Here is a 23,808-nt window from a genome sequence, read left to right as displayed (position 1 = left end):
ACCGCGAACTCGATGCCATTGACCTGCTGCAGCTTCGCGCTCATGATTTCCTTTCTCGATCCTTGCGGATCAGGTGTTGAAGTACTTCGCTTCCGGGTGGTGGGCGATGATGGCGTCGGTCGACTGCTCGGGATGCAGCTGGAACTCCTCCGAGAGCACGACCCCGATCCGCCCGGCATCAAGCAGGTCGACGATCTTGGCGCGGTCCTCGATTTCAGGGCAGGCGCCGTAGCCGAACGAATACCGCGCGCCTCGGTAGCCCAGCTTGAAGAATTCCCTGACGTCGGCGGGATCTTCCTCGGCCACCGAGCCGCCTGCCGACCAGCGCAGTTCGCGCCGGACGCGGCGGTGCCAGTACTCGGCGAGCGCCTCGGTGAGCTGCACGCCCATCCCGTGGATCTCCAGGTAGTCCCGGTAGGCGTTCTTGGCGAACAACTCGTTGGCGTAATCAGCGATCGGCTGCCCCATGGTCACGAGCTGCATCGGCAGCACGTCCACCTGACCGGTGCGCTCAGCTTCCTCGCGGGATCGGAAGAAGTCGGCCAGGCACAGCCGCCGGTCGCGCTTCTGCCTCGGGAAGAAGAACCGGGTGCGCTCCTGGGCGTCCGGTTCGTCCTTGTCCAGCACCAGGAGGTGGTTCCCCTCGGTCACGCAGGGGAAGTAACCGTAGACGACGGCCGCGTGCCGGAGGATGCCCGCAGTCGCCAGCTCGTCGATCCAGTACCGCAGCCTCGGCCGGCCCTCGGAACCCACGAGTTCTTCGTACGACGGCCCTTCGCCCTTCTTCGCGCCGCGCAGGCCCCACTGCCCGAAGAACGTCGCGCGTTCGTCGAGCAGCGCGAGGTAGTCGGCGACCGGGATCCCCTTGATGACCTTCGATCCCCAGAACGGCGGTGTCGGCACCGGTGAGGTGGCGTCCACATCGGACCGCGTGGTGTCGTCGTACCCGGGTTCGTCGCCCTGGTCGGCCTTGCGCTTCTCGGCGATCCGCTGCGACCGCTCCCTGCGAGCCTTGCGCTCGGCCTTCTTCGCCTCTTCTGCGGCGTCCTCCTCGGGGTTGTCCCCGCGCTTGATGGACATCAGCCGGTCCATCAGGTGCAGGCCCTCGAAGGCGTCCTTGGCGTAGCGGACGTCGCCCTGGTAGATCTCGTCCAGGTCGCTTTCGACGTAGGCCCGGGTCAGGGCCGCGCCACCCAGCAGGACCGGGTACTTGTCAGCGATGCCGCGGGCGTTCATCTCCTCCAGGTTGTCCTTCATGATCACCGTGGATTTGACGAGCAGCCCGGACATGCCGATGGCGTCGACCTCGTGCTCCTCGGCGGCGTCCAGGATCGCGTTGATCGGCTGCTTGATCCCCAGGTTGACGACTTCGTAGCCGTTGTTGGAGACGATGATGTCGACCAGGTTCTTGCCGATGTCGTGCACGTCGCCCTTGACCGTCGCGAGCAGGAGCCTGCCCTTGCCGCCGGAGTCGTCCTTCTCCATGTGCGGTTCGAGGTAGGCGACGGCGGCCTTCATGACCTCCGCGGACTGGAGCACGAACGGCAGCTGCATCTGACCCGAGCCGAACAGCTCGCCGACGACCTTCATCCCGGCCAGCAGGTTCTCGTTGATGATCTGCAGCGGCGGCTTCTCGGCCATCGCCGCGTCGAGATCGGCTTCGAGACCGTTGCGCTCGCCGTCGACGATCCGCTTCTCCAGCCGTTCGAACAGCGGCAGCTTGGCCAGTTCCTCGGCCCGCGAGGCACTGCTGGACTTGGCGGTCTGGCCCTCGAAGAGCTCCATCATCTTCTGGAGCGGGTCGTAGTCCTCGGTCCGCCGGTCCCACACCAGGTCCAGCGCGACCTGCCGCTGCTCCTCGGCGATCTTGTTCATCGGCAGGATCTTCGACGCGTGCAGGATCGCGGTGTCCAGGCCCGCTTCCCGGCACTCGTGCAGGAACACCGAGTTCAGCACCTGCCGAGCTGCGGCGTTGAGCCCGAAGGAGACGTTGGAAAGCCCCAGCGTCGTCCGGACTTCCGGATGGCGCTTCTTGAGCTCGCGGATGGCCTCGATGGTCTCGATGCCGTCCTTGCGGACCTCCTCCTGGCCGGTGGTGATCGGGAAGACCAGCGGGTCGATGATGATCGCGGACTCTTCGAGGCCCCAGTTCGAGGTGAGGTCGTCGATCAGCCGCTCGGCGACGCGGACCTTCCAGTCCTTGGTGCGCGCCTGGCCCTCCTCGTCGATGCAGGTGCCGACGACGGTGGCGCCGTGCTCGCGCACCATCTCCATGACCCGGTGGAACCGCGAGTCCTCGCCGGTGCCGTCCTCGTAGTTGACCGAGTTCACCGCGCACCGGCCGCCCAGCGCCTCCAGCCCGGCCTCGATGACGTCCGGTTCGGTGGAGTCGACCATGATCGGCAGGGTCGATGCGGTGGCCAGCCTGGTGGCCAGCTCGCGCATGTCCTCCTTGCCGTCGCGGCCGACGTAGTCCACGTTGAGGTCGAGCATGTGCGCGCCCTCGCGGGTCTGCGCTTTGCCGATCTCGACGCAGTCCTCGTAGCGGCCCTCGATCATCGCGGTCCGGAACGCCTTGGAACCGGTGGCGTTGGTGCGCTCGCCGATGTTGAGGATCGAGGCGTCCTGGTCGAACGGAACCGTCTGGTACATCGAGGAAATCGACGGGACGTGCGTGGGCTTGCGCTCCACCGGGGACAACGACGCCACCGCTTCCGACACCGCCCGGACGTGCTCACCCGTGGTGCCGCAGCAGCCCCCGACGAGCCGGGCGCCGAAGTTGTTGACGAAACCGACCAGCGCTTCGGCGAGTTCGTCGGCCTTGAGGGGGTACACGGCGCCGTTCGGGCCGAGTTCGGGCAGGCCGGCGTTGGGCATGACCGAGATCGGGATCCGCGAGTGCTGGGCCAGCACCCGCAGGTGCTCGCTCATCTCGGCCGGACCGGTCGCGCAGTTCATGCCGATCATGTCGATGCCCAACGGCTCCAACGCCGTCAGCGCCGCACCGATCTCGGAGCCCACCAGCATCGTGCCGGTCTGCTCCACCGTCACCTGCGCGATGATCGGCAACCACCGACCCGCCTGCTCCATCGCCCGCTTCGCCGCCACGATCGCGGACTTCGTCTGCAACAGGTCCTGCGAGGTCTCGACCAGCACCACGTCGACACCACCGTCGAGCATGCCCAGCACCTGCTCGACATAGGCGTCGCGCAGATCCGCGTACGGCGCGTGGCCCAGTGTCGGCAGCTTCGTGCCCGGGCCCATCGAGCCGAGCACGAACCGCGGCCGGTCCGGCGTCGAGAACTCGTCGGCGACCTCCCGCGCCAGCCTGGTGCCCTTCTCGGCGAGGTCGCGGATCCGCTCGGGAATCCCGTACTCGCCGAGGTTGGCCAGGTTCGTGCCGAAGGTGTTGCTCTCGATCGCGTCCGAACCCGCTTCCAGGAACCCGCGGTGCACCGAGGTCACCACGTCCGGGCGGGTCTCGTTGAGGATTTCGTTGCAGCCTTCGAGGTTCGCGAAGTCGTCCAGCGACAGGTCGTACTCCTGCAACGCCGTACCCATGCCGCCGTCGGCGACGAGCACCCGCTCGCCCAGGGCTTTCAGGAACCCGCTGGGATCGTTCTGCCGGTCAACCATGACCTCTCTGCCTTTCCCCGGTGTCAGCGAAGTTTCGGGCGGATCCCGTCCGCCGCGGCCCCGCCGTAGCTCTCGGCGAAGCGATCGAGGAACTCCCCCCGATCCACCTGGTATTCCTGCGGTCCGTCGGTCTCCAGGGAGACGGTGGCCAGCGCGCAGCCCAGCTGGAGCGAGCCGTCGACGTCCAGGCCGAAGCTCAGACCGGCCAGGAATCCGGCGCGCAGCGCGTCGCCGACACCCGTCGGGTCGCCCTTGCGCTTCTCCTTCGGCGGCGCGATCTCCCTCGCGGGCTTCCCGGCCTCCTCGACCCGCACGCCCTTGGGACCGAGCGTGGTGATCCACTTCCCGACCCGGCCGAGGACTTCGCCGTGCGTCCAGCCGGTGTTCTGGAGCAGCAGGCTGTGCTCGTACTCGTTGGTGAACAGGAATTCCGCGCCCTCCACCAGGTCCCGGATGTCGGCCCCGCTCATCCGGGCGAGCTGCTGGCCGGGGTCGGCGAGGAACTTGTAGCCGCGGTCCCGGCATTCCCGGGTGTGGTTGACCATCGCCGCCGGATCGTTGGGCGAGACCACCACGATGTCGAGGCCGCCCAGGCGGTCCGCGACCGGCTTGAGCTCGATCTCGCGCGCCTCGGCCATCGCTCCGCTGTAGAACGACGCGATCTGGTTCAGGTCCTGGTCGGTCGTGCACAGGAACCGGGCGGTGTGCTTGGTGTCCGAGACCCGCACCGACTTGGTGTCCACGCCGTGGCGCTCCAGCCAGGCGCGGTACTCGTCGAAGTCCTGGCCCACCGAACCCACCAGCACCGAAGCGGCCCCCAGCTGCCCCAGGCCGAAGGTGATGTTGGCCGCGTTCCCGCCGCGGCGCACCTGGAGGTCGTCCACCAGGAACGACAGCGAGACCTGCTCCAGCCGGTCGGCGATCAGCTGCTCGGCGAACCTACCGGGGTAGGCCATCAGGTGGTCCGTGGCGATCGAACCGGTCACTGCAATCCGCACTGCTGTTGCTCCTTCGTCCCCGGGAGGTCCACGATCCGTCGTGATCACCGCATCGGACCGCGGAGCGCGCTGTTCGCGCTTCGCGGTCCGATGCGGTCTGAACTTCAGGCGCCGGCTGCGCTCTTGAGCGCTGCGGCGCGGTCGGTGCGCTCCCACGGCAGGTCGACGTCGCTGCGGCCGAAGTGGCCGTAGGCCGCCGTCTGCGCGTAGATCGGCCGGAGCAGGTCCAGGTCGCGGATGATCGCGGCCGGACGCAGGTCGAAGACCTCGTTGATCGCGGCCTGGATCTTGACCGGGTCGACGTTCTCCGTGCCGAAGGTCTCCACGAACAGACCCACCGGAGCCGCCTTGCCGATCGCGTACGCGACCTGCACCTCGATGCGGTCGGCGAGCCCCGCCGCCACGGCGTTCTTCGCAACCCAGCGCGTCGCGTACGCGGCCGACCGGTCCACCTTCGACGGGTCCTTGCCGGAGAACGCGCCACCACCGTGGCGGGCCATGCCGCCGTAGGTGTCGACGATGATCTTCCGCCCGGTCAGGCCCGCGTCACCCATCGGACCACCGACGACGAAGCGGCCGGTCGGGTTGACCAGCAACCGCAGGCCGGAGGTGTCCAGCCCGACCCGCTCCAGCTCCGGCTCGATGACGTGGCTGCGGATGTCGCCGGACAGCGTGGTTTCGAGGTCGATGTCCTCGGCGTGCTGGGTCGACAGCACCACGGTGTCCAACCGCACCGGCTGGTCGCCCGCGTACTCGATGGTCACCTGGGTCTTGCCGTCGGCCCGCAGGTACGGCAGCGTGCCGTTCTTGCGCACCTCGGTCAGCCGGCGCGACAACCGGTGTGCCAGCGTGATCGGCAACGGCGCCAGCTCGTCGGTGTCCGTGCACGCGTAGCCGAACATCAGACCCTGGTCACCAGCACCCTGCTTGGCGATCTCGTCGATGACACCCTCGACCCGGCTCTCGTGCGCGGTGTCCACGCCCTGGCCGATGTCCGGCGACTGCGCGCCGATCGCGACGTTGACGCCGCACGAAGCACCGTCGAAGCCCTTGACCGAGGAGTCGTAACCGATCTCCAGGATCTTCTGCCGCACGATCCCGGGAATGTCGGCATACGCCTGCGTGGTCACCTCACCGGCCACGTGCACCTGGCCGGTCGTCACCAACGTCTCCACCGCGACCCGCGAGCGCGGGTCCTGCCGCAGCAGCTCGTCCAGGACGGAGTCGCTGATCGCGTCGCACATCTTGTCCGGGTGACCTTCGGTCACCGACTCACTCGTGAACAACCTGCGGTTGATCTCACTCACGGCTGAACCTCACTCACAACAGCGCCGATGCTCGGGAAAACCGCGCCGCCGCGGCGACGCGCACAGCGGAGCCGCGCACCCGCGCGGCTCGGACGACCAACGCGACTGCGGCGGCCCCTGCCGAGCCGCCGCAGTCGCGGTGGGTCACTTCTCCAGGCAGTACTCGTTGATCGGGTAGCCCACGTGCCGGTCCTCGCTGGGCAGGTAGCCCAGGACGCGGTCGCCGGGGCGCAGCTCGGTGCTGTTGAGCACCACCGCGCCCGGTCCGAGGACCCGGACGTGCCAGTCGTCCTGCAGGATCAGGTTCACCGTGGTGCCGTCGGGGGCGACGGCGTCGATCGAGATCAGCGGACGGGTCTCGATCTTGACCCGGCCCACCGTCACCATCCGGGTCTGGCCCTTGGTGTTGACCGCCATCACCTTGCTGCCCGCGTGCAGCTCGCTGAGGTAGTTCGTGCGGTCGTCCTGGCCCAGGGTGTAGGAGTGGATCGCACCCGCGTTGACCCGGAACGGCCGGGTCGGCATGTACGGCAGCGGGTGGGTCTCGCTGACGCACAGGATCATGCCCTTGGAGTGCGAGCCGATCAGCAGGCCCTCGTCCTCGGCGAAGTGGGTGGCGGTGTCGACGCACGCCCGCTCGCCCATGCCGACGTGCGCGGTCGCGGTGACCTCCAGCTCGACCAGTTCCAGACCCGGGGTCTGGGTGGCCGAGGCGGCGCGCAGCTCGGTGGCGTCGCCGACCTTGCGCGGCGCCATCATGACGCCGTCCGAGCCGAGTTCGAGCACACCGAAGATGATCTCGGCCTCCTCGACGTCCTCGGCGATCGTGATGATGCTGCCGGTGGACCGGGCCGCCGCCGCGATGACGATCTCCAGCGGGATCTTGGTGGGGTCGCGGAACAGCAGCACGCTCCACTTCTCGGTGCGGGCCGCCTGGCAGGCCAGCTCCAGCGTCGGCGCGTCGATGATCTCGACGAACCGGCCGAACTCGACCGACGGGTGCTTGGCCGCGAGTTCGGCGGGCTCGCCGTGGCGGTCGGGGTCGACCACCACGACGTCCGCGGCTCCGAAGTCCGCAGGCAGGTCGCCGTTGGGCAGCAGGATCCGGCGCACGGTCGGGGGCAGCGACTCGAAGTCGGCCGGGTCGGCGGCCACCACACCTTCCAGCCGCTGGTGCACGGCTTCTTCCAGGACGGCCGTCTTCAGCGCTTCGGGGAGGTTGCGGATGTCAAGCCAGCAGAGCTTCACCGGTGTTCACTCCTTTTTCTTTGGGCAAATCTGGTGGGAACCGTCACCGAGCGGAGAGTTCGAGCTCCGGCGCGGGATCGAACACCCGCGCCGGGTGGATCAGCGCGGCCAGCCGCCGCGCCGTGGCACCGGGGTCCGGCGCCTGGAAGACGTTGCGCCCCATCGCGACACCGGCGGCTCCGGCGTCCATCAGGCCGCGCACGTAGTTGTCCAGCGCCCCCGGCTCGGGCAGGCGGGGCCCGCCGGCGGCGACGATCGGGATCGGGCAACCGCGGACGATGTCTGCCATCTCGTCGTTGCGGTTGGCCGCGACGGTCTTGACGATGTCGGCGCCGAGGTCGGCACCCAGGCTGGCGGCGTGGGCGACGTGCTCGGCGGCCCGCGGGTCGGAGATCTTGGGACCGCGCGGGTAGATCATCGCCATCAGCGGCATGTTCCAGCGCTCGCACGCGTCGGAGACCAGCGCGAAGTCGGCGATCTGCTCGCGCTCCGACTCGGCGCCCATGTTGACGTGCACGCTGACCGCGTCCGCACCCAGGCGCAGCGCGGACTCGACGCTGGAGACCAGGTACTTGGCGTTGGGATCGGGTGCGTGCGCGGTGCTGGCGGACAGGTGCAGGATGAGCGACATCCCCGCGAACCAGCCGCGGTCGACGTGGCGCAACGTGCCGCGGTGCAGCACGATCGCGTCGACCCCGCTGCCCGCCAGCTGACCGACCAGCGGGTCCAGGCCGGTCCGGGGAACCAGGGGACCGTCGGCGACGGAGTGGTCCAGCGGGACGACGAACAGCTTGCCGTCGTTGTGGCGGTCCAGCCGCCGTAGGCGCATGTCGGCACCGAAGGATCGCGTGGACAAGGCTTGCTCCTTCCTCAATCGAGGAGATCGACCGGGAGTGTCAGACCGGCACCACGAGCTCGGGTTCTGGCCGGCCCAGTTCGAAAGCGCTGTGCAGCAGGGCGACCGCGTCCAGCGCGCGGTCCTCCGGCACCAGCACCGAGGTGCGGGTCTGGCCGGTGTAGACCCAGCTGCTGCGGATCGCGTTGGCGCTGAGGGTGGTCAGCATCAGCGCGGTGCTGTCCGGACGGTTGAGCAGCCCGGCGCCGACCAGGGACACCTTGGCCACCCGGTCCACGACGTGCACGATGCTGTCCTTGCCGTAGAACAGCTCCTGGAGCGCGGCCCGCGCGATGGGCAGCTCGCTGCGCTTGAGGCTGAACCGCATGACCACGTCGCCCGGGTCGGAGTCGGCCACGTGCACCAGGTCGGTGCTGATGTTCTCCCGCGCCAGCACCGCGAACACGTCGGTGGTCAGCGAGTCGTTCGACGCGGGGCAGCGGATCGTCATCGCGGCGGTGTCGAGGTCGTGCACCACGGCCGTGACGAAGCTGGCGTTCTCGGGCATGTGATCACTCCGTTCCACGATGGTCGTTCCTATGGCGTCGGTCCCCGAGTTGCGGATGCGCAGCCGCAGCTTCTTCGCGGCGGCCAGTGCCGCTGCGCGGGAGTGCAGGACGCGCGCACCCGCGAACGCCATCTCGGCCATCACCCGGCTGTCCACGGCCGCGAGGATCCCGGCGTCGGGGATGTGCCGGGGATCCGCCGTGTGCACCCCGTCGACGTCGGTGAAGATGTCGCACTGGCCGCCGAACTCCGCGGCGATCGCGACCGCCGTGGTGTCGGAGCCGCCGCGGCCCAGGGTCACCACGTCGCCCGCCCGGTTCGCGGCCTGGAAACCCGAGACCACGGCGACGTTGCCGTCGCGGAGCAGGCCGCCGATGCGGGACGGGTCGATCGCGTTGATGGTGCCCGCGCCGTGCCGCCCCGAGGTGGTGATCCCGGCCTGCGGGCCGCTCAGCGACACCGTCGGGACCCCGCGCGAGCGCAGCGCGAGCGCCAGCAGGGCGGCCGACGAGTTCTCGCCGCACGCCAGGAGCTGGTCGATCTCGCGGTCCCAGCCCGGCCCGGCGTCGCTGGGCCGGGTGCCGATCGCCGCGGCCTCGGCCAGCAGTTCGTCGGTTGTCTTCCCGCGCGCGGAGACGACCGCGACCACGGGTCGTCCGCCGCGTTGGGCGCGGTCGAGCTGGGCCGCAGCGCGCTGCACGTGCTGGGTGCTTGTCAGCGAGGTCCCGCCGTACTTGTGGACCACGAGTTCTGTCCAGTCGGACATGCTTCTTCTCTCCACAGTGGACTCGTTGGGGAGTGCGGACGATCTTTCTTCGACCGTCTGCCGTGGCAGAGGTGGGAGGTCCTGGGGAAGATTTGTACCCATCCGCGAGGCGCGGCGGATCACGCGGACACGTGATTCTTGCCGGATTGCCCGGTCTGCGCCGTCCGGGACCGGTCGGGGTGGCGGTCGCGCCCGCCGTGGTTGTCCAAAGAGGACTTCGTGGGCGCCGGTCCGGGACGCACTCCGAAAATCCCATCGAACTCCGCCGAACGGACGCTTCAGCCGGTGATCACCGCGCGCCGTCCGGGCCCGCGGACCGGGGCCGGGGGAGAAGAAGAGCCACAACTGGCGCGAACACGTGATGCCCGTCGCGTGCCGATCCGGAAGATTCGGCATCCGCAAGAGGTGAAACGCCACCGCACCCTACCGAGGAGATGGCACATGTCGACGAACGTTGTCGGACCGGACTTCCTGACCCTGCAGGTCAGCGATCTGGAGCGGTCGCGGCGCTTCTACACCGAAACCGTCGGTTTCACCCAGGTCGAGTCCAAGATCCCCAACGCCGCGGTGCTGGGCGCCAAGCCCATCAAGATCGCGCTGCGCCAGGCGACCGACGACCTGTCGATCGTCAGCCAGCTCGGCCACGGCGTGGTGATCTGGATCAAGGCGGAGGACCCGGACAAGCTGGTCGCCGAGATCGCCGCGGCCGGTGTCGAGATCACCAAGCCGATCTGCGACGGCTCCTGCGGTCGTGAGTTCATCTTCCGCGACCCCTTCGACGGCTACCAGATCACCATCTACGAGGGCCAGCCCGAGTGAACATCTGAGCTCGCGGGTGCGCGGGCGTCCAGCTCGCGCACCCGCGAACCGGTGAACCACCTCGGTGGTCCGGCCCGCGGCCGGACCACCGGCCAGACGCGTCTGGTCGACCGCTGCGCATTCCCGCGCACCCGGCCTGCGGCTCCCCGCGCCCGGTGACGCCTCCCAGCGGTGACCCACCACGGAAGAGACCCGTGCCCGGGCATTCGGCGTGCCCGGAATCGCCATCCGCCGAGCAGACACAGACACACATCTCACGATGGGAGAGGTCCCCATGTCCGCGGCGTTCTCGGGCAGTAGCTCCACCAGCACCAACGGCACCACCAACGGCGTCAACGCCGGTCGCGCAGGCACCGCAACCCCGCTACGGCACTACATCGACGTGGCCGTGATCGGTGCCGGTGTGATCGGCCTGGCCGTCACGGACGCGCTGATCCGCCGCGGCGTCGACGTCGTCTGCTTCGACCACCGCAAGCCCGGCCAGGGCCAGTCCGGTGGCCTGAGCCGGACCTTCCGGACGCGGCACGACTCCCCGCACGTCGTGAAGCTCGCCGCCGACTCCCGCGTGCTCTGGCGGGAGTGGGAGCGGCGCAGCGGCAAGACCCTGGTCGGCGACGAGGGCACGGTGTACCTCGGCTTCGAGGAGGAGGACGCGCACGGCCTGCGGGTCAACGACGTCCCGCACCGGTTCGCCGCCCCCGCCGAGCGCGCCCAGCTGTTCAGCGCGCTGGGGCCGGTCGAGGGCAGGCTGCTGCACGACCCGGACTCGGGCGCGATCCGGGCCCGCAACACCATCGACGCGCTGACCGGGTTCACCGCGGGCCGCATCCGGCCCACCGAGGTGCACACGGTCACCGTCCCGGCCGACGGCGACGGCGTGGAGCTGCAGACCGCCGACGAGATCATCCGGGCCCGGCACGTGGTGATCGCCGCGGGCACCAACACTCCCCGGCTGGCCGCCGGTGTGGGGATCGACATCCCGCTGAACTGCGCGCTGCACGCGCGCCCGCACTACCGCATCCGCAACGAGCACCTGGCCAACAGCCAGCCCTGCTGGGTCGACAAGAGCGGGGCCTTCGGCGAGACCGTCTACGGTTCGCCGATCGGCACCACCGGCCGCTACGTCTTCGGCCTGATCGGAACCGGCGTCGACGTCCCGATGGACGGCAACGGCGCGGTGCCCCCGGGCTCGGCGATGGAGGACCACGTGCGCCGGGTCTCGGAGTACGTGCGGCGCGCGATGCCCGGCATCGACCCGGAACCGGTCGGCGTGCGGGTGTGCGTGATGACCAAGCTTCCCGGCGGCAGCGACGCCTTCGGCGTGTGGCAGAACGGCGGGGTGACCGCGGTGACCGGCCACAACCTGTTCAAGCTCGCGCCGGTGCTCGGCGAGAAGATCGCCGACGCCGCCGTCCACGAGCGCGTCCCCGCCGAGATCGTCGAGGCCACGGCGACGGCGCCGGCCTGATCGGAGGTATCCAGATGATCGCCATCACCGGTGCCACCGGGACCGTGGGCCGCTACCTGCTCGACGAGCTCGCGGCCCGCCGCGTCCGCCCCCGCGCGCTGGTGCGCGACGCGCGGGGCGCGGCGGCGGTCGCCGGGCAGGCCGACCCCGTGCTCGCCGACTTCGAGCAGCCGGAAACGCTGAGGCCGGCGCTGGAAGGGGTGCGGACGCTGTTCCTGCTGACCCCGCTGCACCCGCGGCAGGGCGCCCTCCAGCAGCGGGTGATCGACGCCGCGGTGCGGGCCGGGGTGTCCGCGGTGGTCAAGGTCTCGGCCCTGGGAATCGGGACCGCGACCGGGGTCATCCACGAGGAGCACGAGGTCGCCGAGCACGCGCTGGAGCAGTCCGGGCTGTCGCACGTGATGTTGCGCTGCAACGGTTTCATGCAGAACTCGCGGCAGTGGCTGCCGGTGATCGCCCGCTTCGGCGCGATCCGGATGCCGGTCGGCGACGCCAGGGTGAGCTGGATCGACGCCCGCGACATCGCGGCCGTGGCGGCCGAGGTGCTCACCGGCGAGATCCAGGGCAAGGCGCGGTACGACCTGACCGGTCCGGCCGCGCTGAGCTACCCGGAGGTCGCGCGCATCCTGTCCGACGCGGTCGGCGTTCCGGTGGGTTTCGAGGACGTGCCGGAGGAGGAGGCGCGCAAGGGCATGCTCGCCTCGGGCGCCCCGGAGTGGGCGGTGCGGGCGCGGTTGCAGCTCTACGCCACCTACCGCCAGGGCCTCGCCGAAGAGGTGAGCCCCGCGGTGGCCGAGCTGACCGGCCGGGAGGCGCGCGACTTCGCCGGTTACGCGCCCGCCCTCGCCGCCCCGCTGGCCAGGCTGTCCTGACGTTCCGGACCCGCCCCGCGGGTGGGGCGGGTCCGGCCGTGCGCTTGCGGTTTCGTCCCCGCTGCCGTTAACATCAGAAAAACGGAGGCAATTCCGCTTGCTGTTCAGGTGAACTGCTGTTCAGATGGCCTGCTGTTCAGGGTGGAACGCCTGTTCAGGGTGGAGTGCCGTTCAGCGTGGAAAGAGGTTGAGGATGACGACAGTCGAGGTTCCGGCGAACACGATCGTGGTCTACGGCGACATCGGCTGCCCGTGGGCGCACATCGCGGTCCACCGCCTGCACGCCACGCGGGAGCGGCTCGGGCTCACCGACCAGGTGGTCATCGAGCCCAGGGCCTTCCCGCTGGAGCTGATCAACGAGATCCCCACGCCCAAGCTCATCCTCGACGCCGAGATCCCCGTCGCCGGGGGCCTGGAACCGGCCGCGGGCTGGCAGGTGTGGCAGCTCCCGACCTACGAGTACCCGGTCACCGTGCTGCTCGCGCTGGAGGCGGTCGAGGCCGCCAAGGCGCAGGGGCCGCGGGCGGCCGAGAAGCTGGACCGGGCGCTGCGCGTCGCGCTGTTCGGCCAGAGCCGGGTGATCTCCATGCAGCACGTGATCCTCGAGATCGCCGGGGAGTGCGGGCTGGACACCGAGAAGCTGCACGACGACCTCGTGCACGGGCGGGCCCGGCCGGAGATCCAGCACCAGCTGGCCGTGTCGCTCAGCGACGCGGTCGAGGGCAGCCCGCACGTCTACACCCCGGACGGCTACAACGTCCACAACCCGGGGATCAAGCTGCGCTGGGAAGGCCGGTGGGGAGTGGGCTTCCCGGTCATCGAGAGCGACGACCCGAGCGTCTACGAGGACCTGCTCCTGCGCGCCAAGCCCTGAGGCTCGGCCCTCGACAACCGAATCACCGTTACCACGCGGCACTGGGACAGGCGGCAGTCCCAGTGCCGCTTTCCCCTGTCCGGCAACAGGAGCGCTTCCACAGTCCGATGTGGAGGTACGCGCACGGGCCGGGCGCAGCCGAGCCGCGTCCGGCCGGCGACCCCGTGCCGGTGCGGGAAAAGCGTTGCGCCGAACAGCAGAACGGCCGCGACCGCGCGGAGTTCGCACGGTGCGCGGCCGTTCTGCCCGCGGGGAAGCCGGATCAGGGCTTGCGGGCGAGCACCGCGGCGTTGGCGCCGGGCGACTCGAACGGGACGACCTCCAGGCCGGTGAACCCGATCCCGCCCAGCCAGTCGAAGTACTCGCTCGCGGTGTAGTTCATGCCCTCGGTCTCGACCAGCTTGTTCAGGCTCATCAGCGCCGCCGCGGGCGGGCCGGTCTTGTCGTCGTCGATGACCAGCTCGCAGATGACCACCATGCCGCCGGAGGGCAGCGCGTCGAAGGACTTGCGCAGCAGCGCCTTGTTCTTCTCCGGCACCCAGTCGTGCATGATCATCGAGTACAGGTGCAGGTCCGAGCCGGCCGGGTAGGTCTCGTCGACGAAGAAGTCCCCGCCGGTGACGCCGATCCGGTCCGACAGCTGCTCCTGCTCGATGTTGCGCGCGGCGATCTCGGTCACGAACTTCATGTCGTAGACGTTCGCCCGCAGCGACGGGTACTGCTTGCACAGCTCGATGTCGAACGCACCCGAACCGCCGCCGATGTCGAGCAGGGAGCGGAAGCGGCTCAGGTCCACGGCCTCGCCGAGGCTCCTGGCGGTGAGCCGGGACATCGAGTGCATCGCGCCCCAGAACAGCGACATGATCGCCGGGTCGGCGGCGTCGTAGAGCGTGGCGTCGACGTCGGGGTCCCAGGTGGTGGGCTTGTTCGTCTTCAGCGCCCGCACCAGCTCGTCCCAGCCCGCGTAGAGCCTGCGGTCGAACATGGTGACCAGGCCGCTGAAGTCGTTGGCGGAGCCGGGAACCAGGTAGGTCTCGCTGAGCTCGCTGTTGACGTAACGGCCGTCCTTCTTGTCCAGCAGGCCCAGCGAGGCCAGGCCGGTCAGCAGCGCGTCCGCGGGCCGCTGCGCGAGACCCCACTGGGTCGCGAACTCCTCGACGGTCACGCCGTTGGTGCCGGACAGCCGGCCGAACACGTCGAGCTCGTGCGCCGCGGCGAGGGTCTTGAACGACCAGAAGCCGGTGGCGAGCTGCATCAGCGGCAGCGGTGATGGCAGGGCGGTCATGTTTTCTCCTTCGTGCTCGCGAAGATCAGTGAACCGGCGCGGACACCCGGATCACGCGGGAACGACGACGATGACGCTGGTGGGCGCGGAGGTGGAACGCACTTCCCGCAACCGCAGGCCGGCCTTCTCGAACAGCGGCAGGAACTCCTCGCGGGTGCGGATGTGCCCGCGCAGCAGGGAGAGCATGACGATGTCCTCGAACTTGCCGAAGTGCGGTGCGTCGCCCGCGGGCGGCACCTCGTCGATGATGATGAGCCTGCTGTCGTCGGTCATCGACCGGCGGATGTTGCTGAGGATGCGCACGGTGTCGTCGTCGTTCCAGTCGTGGATGGTCCACGACAGCACGTACAGGTCGCCACCTTCGGGCACCCATTCCAGGAAGTTACCGCCCTCGGCCCGGGCGCGGTCGGCGACCCCGGCCTCCCGCAGCACCTGCTCGGCCTCGGGGACCACGCGGGGCAGGTCGTACACCACGGCGGTCATCTCCGGGTACCGCTCCAGCAGCTTGCTGACCAGGTAGCCGCGCCCGCCGCCGACGTCGACCAGGTGCCGGACGTCGGAGAGGTCGACGGCGTCCAGGGTGGCGCCGTTGACCATCTTGGCCATGTTGCCCATGGCCCCGTTGAACAGCGCCGCCAGCTCGGGGTGGGCCTGGAAGTAGCTCCACCAGTCGGTGCCGTGCACGTGGTCGAACGAGGGCTTGCCGGTGCGCACGCTGTGGGTGAGCGCGGCGAAGGCGGCCTGCCGCTCCGGCAGGCCGACGTACCTCGCGAGGTCGCGCATCGAGCCCTCGCTGTCGCTGCGCAGCGTTTCGGCCAGCGGCGTCAGGCCGAACACGCGCGGGCGCACCTCGGTGAACACGCCGACGCTGGCCAGCGCCCGCAGCGCGCGGTAGAGCGAGGGGCCGTGCGACTCGGTGCGCTGGGCCAGGTCCTCGACGTCGCGTTCGCCGTCCACCAGGTGGTCCGCGATGCCGAGCTCGGCCGCGGTGATCAGCAACCTGCTGACCAGCGAGCTGTAGAGCAACTCGTACATCCGGGTGTGCGGGGAGACCTCGCGCGCCGAACCGAGCTGCGGCAGCACTTCCTGGTCGGTCGTGGACACGAGCGGGGCGTTGTCGGACATCGTGTTCCTTCCGGTGTCGTGCTTGTCGTTCATCGCGTGGAGTTCTCGGTGGGCAGGTTCGCGTCGGTCAGGGCGTTGGCGAACCGCTCCCGCAGGGCGCGCTTGAGCACCTTCCCGGTCGCCCCGGTGGGGAAGTCGGCCGCGGTGCGCGCCACCACGACACCGTTGACCGTCGCGAGCCCGTTCTGGCTGAGCGCGGCGTTGATCAGCGCCTTCGGGTCTTCCGGTTCGGGCTTGGCCGGGTCCAGGCGGACGCTGGCGAAGGGCACCGAGTGCTCCGGCGAGTCCGGGTCGGTCACGGCGACGACCGCGCAGTCCTGCACGATCGGCACGTTGGCGAGGATCGCCTCCTCCACGGGCAGGCTGTAGACCGGGCCGGTGGCGGTGTGGATGACGTCGGGCACCCGGTCGAGGTGGTAGAAGCGGCCCTGCGCGTCCCGGTAGACGACGTCGCCGGTCAGCCAGTAGCCGTAGAGCGAGGAACGAGTGGTCTGGCCGGTGTTGTTCCAGTACCCGGGCGTGACCGTCGGGGTGTGCACGCCGAGCCGTCCGGGGTTGCCCGGGCCGAGCTCGCGCCCCTCGTCGTCGAAGACCGCGGCGCGGGTCACGACCTCCACGGGCTTTCCGACGCAGCGGCCGTAGTTCACCGTCTCCGGCTCGCTGACCTTGCGGAACAGCGCCATGCCCATCTCGGAGGAACCCAGCCCGTCGATGAACCGGGAGCCGGGGCGCGACCCCCACAGGCCCGGCCGCCGCCCCTGCTGGATCAGCGGGCGGATGTGTGCCTCGTGCGCCGAGTCACCGGTGTTGATCCAGGTGTGCACCTCGCTGCTGCCCTTGGTGTCGGGCTCCAGCGTGGCGAGTTCGCTGTAGGTCTGCGGGAAGCCGGTGACGATGGTCGGCCGGAAGAAGGCCATCGCCTCGCGCACCGCCTTGCCCGAGGTGTCGTTCATGACGTAGGTGGGCATGCCCAGCAGGATCGCGGTCATCAGGTAGCTGATGCCCGCCGAGTGGGTCTGCGGCAGCGCCGACAGCATCCGGTTCCGGCGCGCGGGCGGGAACTTGACCAGCCGGGACCGCTTGCCGATGAAGAACTGCTTGTGCGCGAAGGTCGCCGCCTTCGGCGCGCCGGTCGTGCCCGAGGTGTGGCAGAGCATGACCAGGTCCTCGTCGGCGTGCTGGTAGGGGAACGCCGCGGGCAGCGGGCCGGTGCGCTCGGTCAGCGCGGGCAGTTCCGAAGTGTCCACAGTGAACCGGAGGCGGGCCGTGCCGCCTGCCGCGCGGACGGCCTCCAGCCCGGCCCGGTCCGAGGTGAGCCCGACCGCGCCGACCCGGCCCAGGTACTCGGCGGCGATCTCCGGGGGCATCCGCTCGTTGATCAGCGCCGGGATGGCTCCCAGCGAGCTCAGCGCCAGGAACTGCAGCAGGGGGGCGATGCCGTCACCGAGGTACACGCCGACCGGGTCGCCCTTGCCGACGCCCGCCGCGTGGTACCACGCGGCGTGGGCGTTGCGGATGCGGATGAGGTCTTCCAGGCTGAGCCGTTCGATCTGCGACTTTCCCCGCACGGTGCCCGGCAACCACAGGAAGGGCTCGTCCGGGTGCTTGGCCACGGCGCGCACCTTGTCCAGGAAGTTCCCCGCGCCGAGGCGGCGATCGGCCAGCAGGCGCAGCCGGTCGGGCAGGGAAGTCGCGGCGGTGGCTCTGATGGTGTTGAAGGTATTCATGCGCATGACACTCCACTCCACCGAAGTCCGGATCCGCTCGTTACCCTGGCCGGATACGCCCCGGCAGGCCATCACGTGTTTGCGTGATCGTGGGTGCCGGCCCGTCGCGGTGGCTACCCTGCGTTAAATGATGTCGTGATGTGGCGTTAATCATTGCTTCGCGGATATATGGGGAACGGCTCGGCGCTGCTTCGGCCGCGTTTGGTCCGTTTGGTTCAAGCGGATTATTCCACGCGGACCCGCATGCCGTTCCGGACCGGCATCCGGCGGACGCGGTTCGGCATCCGGTCGTATTGAATTCGGCGCTCGGGCGTGTGTATCCTGCGATCCGGGACTCACCCGGGCTGCCGGTAATCGCGACACTATACGCGCTGCGCTGCGCCACCGCCCGCGGTGTGCGGTATGAGCATCGGCATAATTCCGGCGTCGCTCAATTGAGCAGTTCTCCGGGTGTTGAATGGGAACCGAATACTTCGGGTTTACCCGTTGACCCGCTGCCAACGCCGTGGCCAGCGGGTTCGCCGGGCGCGAACGCCCATCGACACTTCGTCGGCCGGGCCATGACACTTCCGGGGCTGTACGGTTAACAGTGGTATCGGCGCTGTGCCCGGACTTCTGATTTCGGCGAGTAAACACACGAACGGCCGAACGAACACACGAACGGTGGTGTGGCCTGTTGTCTTCCCGGTAGCAAGATGACTAAGTCCGGGTACGCGCTGTGTGCTTTGCGTACTGTGCTTGCTGGGAGGATCGATGGTTTTCCATCTGATAGGCCGCGACTCGTGCATGGCCGAACTGCAGGCCGCGCTGGAAGGAGTACGAGCGGGCACCGGAGGTTGCATAATTTTAGAGGGGGAGCCAGGTATCGGCAAGAGCACGATGATCGACGTCGCACTCGACCAGGCACGTGCGGCGGGTGTTTCGGTGGCGTCGGGCAAAGCGACCGAGTTGGACCGGTTGCTGCCCCTGGCGGGATTGCAGAAACTGTTGGCGGAAATACCCGGAGCGGAATCCGTTCTACGTTCGTCGGTGCCCGAATCCAACCCGTTGCTGCTGGTCCGCGCGCTGGAGTCCTGCGTGGAGGAGTGGGCTTCCGGCGGCCCGGTGGTGCTGTCCTTGGAGGACGTGCACTGGGCCGACGAAATGACGTTGCTGGTACTGCGCAACCTCGTTCCCATCTCCACTCACCAGTGCCCGGTGCTCTTCCTGTTCAGCAAGCGGCCGACGGACACGCACAGCTACGTCTCCCGCAGTCTGGCCCAGCTCCTGCGGGACGGGGCGCGGCTGCAGCGCGTGGGTCCGCTGGACGACGCCGACACCCTCCGGATGTGCACCGAACTGCTGGGGACCGAGCCGGGGCCGGAAATCGTCCGCATGGCAAGGGAATGCGCGGGCAACCCGTTCCTGCTGGAGGAGTTGCTCACGACGCTGCGCAAGGACGGCCACGTGCGGATGGTCGACGGCAAGGCCACCGTCGTCGCGGGGGACCTGCCGAGCGGTTTCGCCGACGCCGTCGAGCAGCACCTGCGGTGCGTGTGCGGGCAGACGCGCTGGCTGCTGTCCATCGCGTCGGTGCTCGGGCGGCCGTTCACCGTCCAGGAGTTGTCGATGCTGTCCGGAATAGACGTCTCCGAGCTGATTCCCCGCGTGGTGGAGGCGATCGAGACCTCGATCCTGGTCGAGGAGGGACCGGCGCTGGCCTTCCGGCACGACCTGCTCCGGCAGGCGCTCTACAAGCGACTGCAGGGGCCGGTGCGGTCCGGGCTGCACCGGCAGGCCGCGACCGTGCTGAAGGAGGCGGGCTGCTCGCCGGTGGAGACCACCGAGCACCTGATCCGCAGCGGTCAGGTGAGTTCCGACGAGGCGGTCCGGACGCTGCGGGAGGCCGTCGAGCAGGTCGCCCCGATGTCGCCGAACACGGCCGCGGACATGATCCTGCGGATGCTGGACGTGCTGGGCGACGACGAGTCGCCTGCCTCGCTGGTCGCCGAGGCGGTGCGGTTGCTGGCCACCGCGGGCCGGATCGCCGACGCCACCGAGATCGCCGAGCGCAGGCTGCTGCACCAGCTCAACGACGAGGAGGAAGCGGCGCTGCTGCTGGGTCTTTCGGAGGCCCTGTACGTGACCGGCCGCAACGGCAGCGTCCTCGAGTACACCGCCCGCGCGCTGCGGAAGCCGAACCTCTCGGAATCCCAGCGCGCTGACCTGATGGCGATCCGGTCGTGGGCGCTGATCTCGTCCGACGACCTGGACGCCGCCGAGCAGCACGCGATCGGCGCCGTGGAGCACAGCACGCGGGGTGGCTCGGGCGCGGCTCGCGCGTGCGGGACCGCGGCTCAGGGAGTGGTGGAGCGGCTGCGCGGCCGGATCGACCGCGGCATGCGGCTGGGCCTGGAAGCGGTGAGCATCGCCGACACCCTGCGCGGCGAGGCCCTGCACCGGCACGCGCGGCTGTGGGTGTGCCGGACGATGGTGGCCGCGGACCGGTTCGGCGAGGCGGCCTCGTTCTGCGACCGGGGGATCCGGGAGGCCAACCGGATGGGCACCCGCTGGTCGCAGCCCTACTACCAGCTCTGCCGGGCCGAGCTGTCCCGCGCCAGCGGCAGGCTCGCCGAGTCGCACCACCGGGCGCTCAAGGGCCTGGAGCTGGCCGAGCAGGCGAACGTGGTGGCGCCGATGGTGCACCTGCTGGCGCTGCTCGGGGAGCTCGCGCTGCACGAGGGTCGGATGGGCGACGCGGCGGCCCACCTGAACCGGGCGGACCAGCTCGTGGCCACCGAGGAATGCGATCACGTCGACGTCCTGGCGTGGTCCCTGGCGCAGTTGTTCGAGGCCAGGGACCGTCCGGACGTGGCGCTGGAGACAGTGGAGCGGATTTGGGCGGAGTTGCCGAAGCGGCGCGGTCTGCTGTTGCACGACCCGGGATTCGCGGTGTGGAGCGTCCGGCTGGGAATGCGGCTGGGAAAGCACCGGAAGGCGCGGGCGGTGATGCGGACCGCGCGCGAGGTCGCCGACCTGAACCCGCAGTCGTCGTCGCTGCTCGGTGCGGCGTTGCAGGCCGAGGGCCTGCTGCGCGGCGACCCGAGCCTGCTTCGCCAGGCGGTGCAGCGGCTGCGCGCCAGCCCGCGTCCGCTGCTGCGGGCCGAGGCGCTGGAGGACCTGGGGCGGGTCGAGACCGGGTCGAGCCGGGTGGCGCTGCTGGAGGAAGCTCGCGATCTCTACCGCAGCAGCGGGGCCGCGCGGCTGGAGGCCCGCGCGGAGAGCGCTCTACCGGGGCGGAGCGCCGGCGTTGCCGACGAGCCCTTGCGGGAGCACACCTCCGCTGAGTGGCAGCGGCTGACCCGCTCGGAGACCAGGGTGGTTCGGCTGGTCGTCGAAGGGCTGACCAACCGGGCGATCGCGCTCAAGCTGAACCTGTCACCGCACACTGTGGACAGTCACCTGCGGCACAGCTTCGCCAAGCTGTCGGTGGCCAGCCGGGTCGAACTCACCCGCAAGCTGCTCAAGGGCGGCAGCGGGCAGCACACCTGAGCGGTCGCTCCCCGGGTTCGAGCACGTGGTGCCGCAGGCGACGGCGGTGGCGGCGGACCCTCGGCACACCCGGGTAGAGCGCCGCTGCGGTGACGGGATCCGACCGCGGTGGGTGGACGCGATCGCGCTTCCTGGGGGGAAGGCGCGGCAACTGCTTTTCCGCTCGTGGCAGCGGAAAATCGCCCTGGCCCGCGTTGGGGGCAAGCGGACCAGGGCGACGCGGGATCAACGCCGGGTGCTCCTGCGGATCAGCGGCAGGGCGATCGCACCGCCCAGGGCGAGCACGACGGCGGCGGCCGGCAGTACCGGGGGTAACGACCAGCTGTGCCCGCCGTAGCCACCGGCGGCCCCGGAGCGGGCGTAGTCCGAGCCGGGCAGCTTGTCGCCGTAGCGGTCGTGCAGCGCCGCGCGGTACTCGGCGACGGTCATCGCCGTGCCCTCGGCCACCCCGATCGAGGCGCCGTCGAGCACGGTGACCCGGTCGCCGTTGACCGAGTACCAGGCGCCGACCTGCGGTTCGTGCAGCAGCTGGCCGCCGCCCGCCTCGGCGGCGTACCGGCTCTCCAGGTCGCCGGAGGCGACGTTGTAGACCGACCAGCTGCCACCGTCGCGGTGCAGCCACACGGTGGCGATCGAGCCGTTGCCGGTCGTCGCCGGGGCCGCGACGTAGGCGAGCCGCGTCGGCGCACCGGATCTGCCCGCGACGAAGTCCGCGGTGGGGACGTACACCGGGATCAGGGTGCCGGCGTCCACGCGCGCGTTCCGCTTGGCCACCTCCGGCGCGACTTCCGGGCTGTGCGGGAACACCGTTCCAGCCAGTCTGTCCACAGTGGTCTCGCTGCGCAACTGTTCGCCGATGGCCGCGAAGTCCTCCGCGCTGGGAGGCTCGGACGGAGTCGCGGCGGCCGGGTAGGCGCCGGCCAGGATCGCCCCGAAAGCCACGATCACGCTGTGGAACAACAGCTTCCTCCTCATCGCGGTCACCCCCTGATTCCGTAGACGGTGTGGGTCCAGGAGAACTCGCCGTTCGACAGGTAGGCGTCGTGGTCCATCGAGTTGTAGCGTTCGGCGCCCTGCAACGGGTCGCCGTAGGAGACCGTGGTCCGCCCGCCTGCGTCGTCGTAGCCGTAGATCACGTGCATGTGGCCGCCGCCGGAGGTCCACAGGATGCGGGTGCCGATCGGCTGGCCCGCGTCGATCTCCTGCTTCACGGCGCCGTAGTCGAGCGTCTCGCCCCAGTCGTTGTAGGTGCCCGCGCTGGAGAAGCCCAGGTACCGGAACACCCGCTGCTGGTCGCTGAGATAGCCCTGTTCGTTGGCGCAGTCGTCGCCCGATTCGTTGTGCGCGATCTGGCAGAACTCCGTCTGGGTCAGCTGATGCCCCCAGAAATCGGCGATCGTGTTACCGCTGGCGTCCCAGCACCAGTTGCTCTTCTCCTGCTCCTGCATGCGGATTTCGAGGTCCCCGAAGGGGATGGCCGTGGCGGAGGCCGGTGCGGCCGAGCAGGTCAGCGCGCCCGCGACCGCGCACGAGACCGCCAGCCGGCGCGGGGTCAAGCCGTTCCGTTTCACTTGTCGCTCCTTCGAACTTGGCAGGTTCGACCGATCGGGAAACAATGCAGGGCATGTCGGTCAGCGCCCCCGAATCGCCGGATTCCCCCGGTGGCCGCGCGGGTGCGCCGGATTCCGCCGAGCTGGGCGAGGCGGATCTGGCGCTGGCGGAGGCGTTGCAGATGTGCCCGCGGGCGCCCTGGACGCGCATAGCCGCGGCGATCGGGGTCGACGCGACGACCGCGGCGCGGCGCTGGGAGCGGCTCACCGCGACCGGACTGGCGTGGCTGACCGCCTACCAGACGCTGCCCGCGCTGACCATCGGCTACGTCGACGTGGTCTGCCGCCCGGGCGCGCTGCTCGGGCTGACCGAGCGGTTGTGCGGTTGGCCGTGCGCGTTCAGCGTCGAACGCACCAGCGGCCCCTACCAGCTGTCCCTCGGCATCGACGCGCACGACCTGCACGAGCTCGACTCCGTGGTGTCGACCGGGCTGGGCGGCCTGACCGGGGTGCTCTCGACGCGGGTCGCGGTCTGCGCCCGCATCTACCGCGAGGGCAGCAGTTGGCTGGCGCGGGCCCTCACCCCGGAGCAGCGGGCGCGGCTGGGCGGACCAGGAACCGCCGAACCGCAGGGCGGCCGGACCCCGGGAGCCGACGCCCTCGTGCGCGCGCTGGCCGCCGACGCCCGGCGCAGCTGCGCGGAACTGGCCCGGGACTGCGGGATGAGCGAGTCGGCGGTGCGCCGCCGGATCGGCCGGATGGTCCGCAACCGGGAACTGGTCTTCCGCTGCGACATCGCCAACGGCCGCGCGGGATGGCCGGTGATCGCCAACTACCGGATCAACGCACCGGCCGACCGGCTCGACGAGGTGGGGCGGACGCTGTCGGCGCTGCCCGAAACCCGCCTGTGCGCGGCAGTGGCCGGGGATTACAACCTGCTGCTGTGCGCGTGGTTGCGCACGCCGTCGGACTGCGTCGACTTCGAGGCGCTGATCTCCCGGCGCTGCCCGTCGATCCACGTGCTGGAGCGCGCGATCACGTTGCACATGCCGAAAAGGCTCGGGCGGCTGCTGGACGAGGACGGGGTGGCCGTCGGCAGGCTGCCGATGATGGTCGCGCCCTGACCACGAACTCATTGAGCGTCCTCTTCGGACTGTCCTTCGCCCCGGCCCTGATGCGCGGTTCGAGGCCGGGGCGACG

General features: G+C 69.9%; 17 protein-coding genes. 6 read left to right on the top strand and 11 right to left on the bottom strand.

What is annotated here, in order from left to right:
- Nucleotides 1-69: 69 nt before the first annotated feature.
- From metH to ABD691_RS04450, 6 genes are all read right to left on the bottom strand, one after another.
- Nucleotides 70-3,636, bottom strand: coding sequence for a methionine synthase (gene metH, locus ABD691_RS04475; protein ID WP_344678099.1), 3,567 nt, complete (start codon nucleotides 3,634-3,636; stop codon nucleotides 70-72).
- Nucleotides 3,637-3,659: 23 nt separating this feature from the next.
- The gene (locus ABD691_RS04470) at nucleotides 3,660-4,634 is read right to left on the bottom strand and encodes a carbohydrate kinase family protein (protein WP_344678098.1); all 975 of its coding nucleotides are present in this window, start codon (nucleotides 4,632-4,634) and stop codon (nucleotides 3,660-3,662) included.
- Nucleotides 4,635-4,738: 104 nt separating this feature from the next.
- Nucleotides 4,739-5,941: a methionine adenosyltransferase gene (gene metK / locus ABD691_RS04465; protein ID WP_344678097.1), complete on the bottom strand. Its 1,203-nt coding sequence runs from the start codon at nucleotides 5,939-5,941 to the stop codon at nucleotides 4,739-4,741.
- 144 nt (nucleotides 5,942-6,085) lie between these two features.
- On the bottom strand, nucleotides 6,086-7,189 hold the full coding sequence (locus ABD691_RS04460) for a 3-dehydroquinate synthase II family protein (protein ID WP_344678096.1): 1,104 nt from the start codon (nucleotides 7,187-7,189) through the stop codon (nucleotides 6,086-6,088).
- A gap of 43 nt (nucleotides 7,190-7,232) precedes the next feature.
- Nucleotides 7,233-8,045 carry a 2-amino-3,7-dideoxy-D-threo-hept-6-ulosonate synthase gene (locus ABD691_RS04455; protein WP_344678095.1) on the bottom strand — a complete coding sequence of 271 codons (813 nt, stop codon included), beginning with the start codon at nucleotides 8,043-8,045 and terminating at the stop codon, nucleotides 7,233-7,235.
- Nucleotides 8,046-8,085: 40 nt separating this feature from the next.
- Nucleotides 8,086-9,357: an aspartate kinase gene (locus tag ABD691_RS04450; protein ID WP_344678093.1), complete on the bottom strand. Its 1,272-nt coding sequence runs from the start codon at nucleotides 9,355-9,357 to the stop codon at nucleotides 8,086-8,088.
- Nucleotides 9,358-9,798: 441 nt separating this feature from the next.
- On the opposite strand from ABD691_RS04450, the gene ABD691_RS04445 reads away from it, so the two are divergent.
- The 4 genes from ABD691_RS04445 to ABD691_RS04430 all read left to right on the top strand — a co-directional run bounded on the left by ABD691_RS04445 (nucleotide 9,799) and on the right by ABD691_RS04430 (nucleotide 13,390).
- Nucleotides 9,799-10,176, top strand: coding sequence for a VOC family protein (locus ABD691_RS04445; RefSeq protein ID WP_344678092.1), 378 nt, complete (start codon nucleotides 9,799-9,801; stop codon nucleotides 10,174-10,176).
- Nucleotides 10,177-10,435: 259 nt separating this feature from the next.
- The gene (locus tag ABD691_RS04440) at nucleotides 10,436-11,644 is read left to right on the top strand and encodes an NAD(P)/FAD-dependent oxidoreductase (RefSeq protein WP_344678091.1); all 1,209 of its coding nucleotides are present in this window, start codon (nucleotides 10,436-10,438) and stop codon (nucleotides 11,642-11,644) included.
- 14 nt (nucleotides 11,645-11,658) lie between these two features.
- The gene (locus ABD691_RS04435) at nucleotides 11,659-12,516 is read left to right on the top strand and encodes an SDR family oxidoreductase (RefSeq protein WP_344678090.1); all 858 of its coding nucleotides are present in this window, start codon (nucleotides 11,659-11,661) and stop codon (nucleotides 12,514-12,516) included.
- Nucleotides 12,517-12,709: 193 nt separating this feature from the next.
- Nucleotides 12,710-13,390 (top strand): DsbA family oxidoreductase, encoded by a 681-nt coding sequence (locus tag ABD691_RS04430; protein ID WP_344678089.1) that lies wholly within the window; start codon nucleotides 12,710-12,712, stop codon nucleotides 13,388-13,390.
- Nucleotides 13,391-13,652: 262 nt separating this feature from the next.
- Here the strand turns inward: ABD691_RS04430 and ABD691_RS04425 are convergent, their stop codons facing one another.
- From ABD691_RS04425 to ABD691_RS04415, 3 genes are read right to left on the bottom strand one after another with little or no spacing between them, the layout of a single operon-like run.
- Nucleotides 13,653-14,675, bottom strand: a complete 1,023-nt coding sequence (locus ABD691_RS04425; RefSeq protein ID WP_344678088.1) for a methyltransferase — start codon at nucleotides 14,673-14,675, stop codon at nucleotides 13,653-13,655.
- A gap of 51 nt (nucleotides 14,676-14,726) precedes the next feature.
- Nucleotides 14,727-15,800 carry a methyltransferase gene (locus ABD691_RS04420; protein WP_344678087.1) on the bottom strand — a complete coding sequence of 358 codons (1,074 nt, stop codon included), beginning with the start codon at nucleotides 15,798-15,800 and terminating at the stop codon, nucleotides 14,727-14,729.
- A gap of 29 nt (nucleotides 15,801-15,829) precedes the next feature.
- Nucleotides 15,830-17,533 (bottom strand): class I adenylate-forming enzyme family protein, encoded by a 1,704-nt coding sequence (locus tag ABD691_RS04415; RefSeq protein ID WP_344678086.1) that lies wholly within the window; start codon nucleotides 17,531-17,533, stop codon nucleotides 15,830-15,832.
- A gap of 747 nt (nucleotides 17,534-18,280) precedes the next feature.
- Here ABD691_RS04415 and ABD691_RS04410 point away from each other — a divergent pair.
- On the top strand, nucleotides 18,281-21,058 hold the full coding sequence (locus tag ABD691_RS04410; protein WP_344678084.1) for a helix-turn-helix transcriptional regulator: 2,778 nt from the start codon (nucleotides 18,281-18,283) through the stop codon (nucleotides 21,056-21,058).
- 225 nt (nucleotides 21,059-21,283) lie between these two features.
- On the opposite strand, the gene ABD691_RS04405 is transcribed toward ABD691_RS04410, so the two are convergent.
- A complete protein-coding gene (locus ABD691_RS04405; RefSeq protein WP_344678081.1) occupies nucleotides 21,284-22,033 on the bottom strand; it encodes a hypothetical protein in 750 nt (249 codons plus the stop codon).
- A 5-nt stretch (nucleotides 22,034-22,038) separates the two neighbouring features.
- Entirely contained in the window at nucleotides 22,039-22,629 is a 591-nt protein-coding gene (locus ABD691_RS04400) for a papain-like cysteine protease family protein (protein WP_425564973.1), read from the bottom strand.
- A 53-nt stretch (nucleotides 22,630-22,682) separates the two neighbouring features.
- On the opposite strand from ABD691_RS04400, the gene ABD691_RS04395 reads away from it, so the two are divergent.
- Nucleotides 22,683-23,732 carry an Lrp/AsnC family transcriptional regulator gene (locus ABD691_RS04395; protein WP_344678080.1) on the top strand — a complete coding sequence of 350 codons (1,050 nt, stop codon included), beginning with the start codon at nucleotides 22,683-22,685 and terminating at the stop codon, nucleotides 23,730-23,732.
- Nucleotides 23,733-23,808: the final 76 nt, after the last annotated feature.

The organism is Saccharopolyspora taberi (genome assembly GCF_039534165.1).
Classification (GTDB): Bacteria; Actinomycetota; Actinomycetes; order Mycobacteriales; family Pseudonocardiaceae; genus Saccharopolyspora_D; species Saccharopolyspora_D taberi.
The sequence above is the reverse complement of the archived record's forward strand: the minus strand, read 5'-3'. Positions and strand labels throughout refer to the sequence as shown.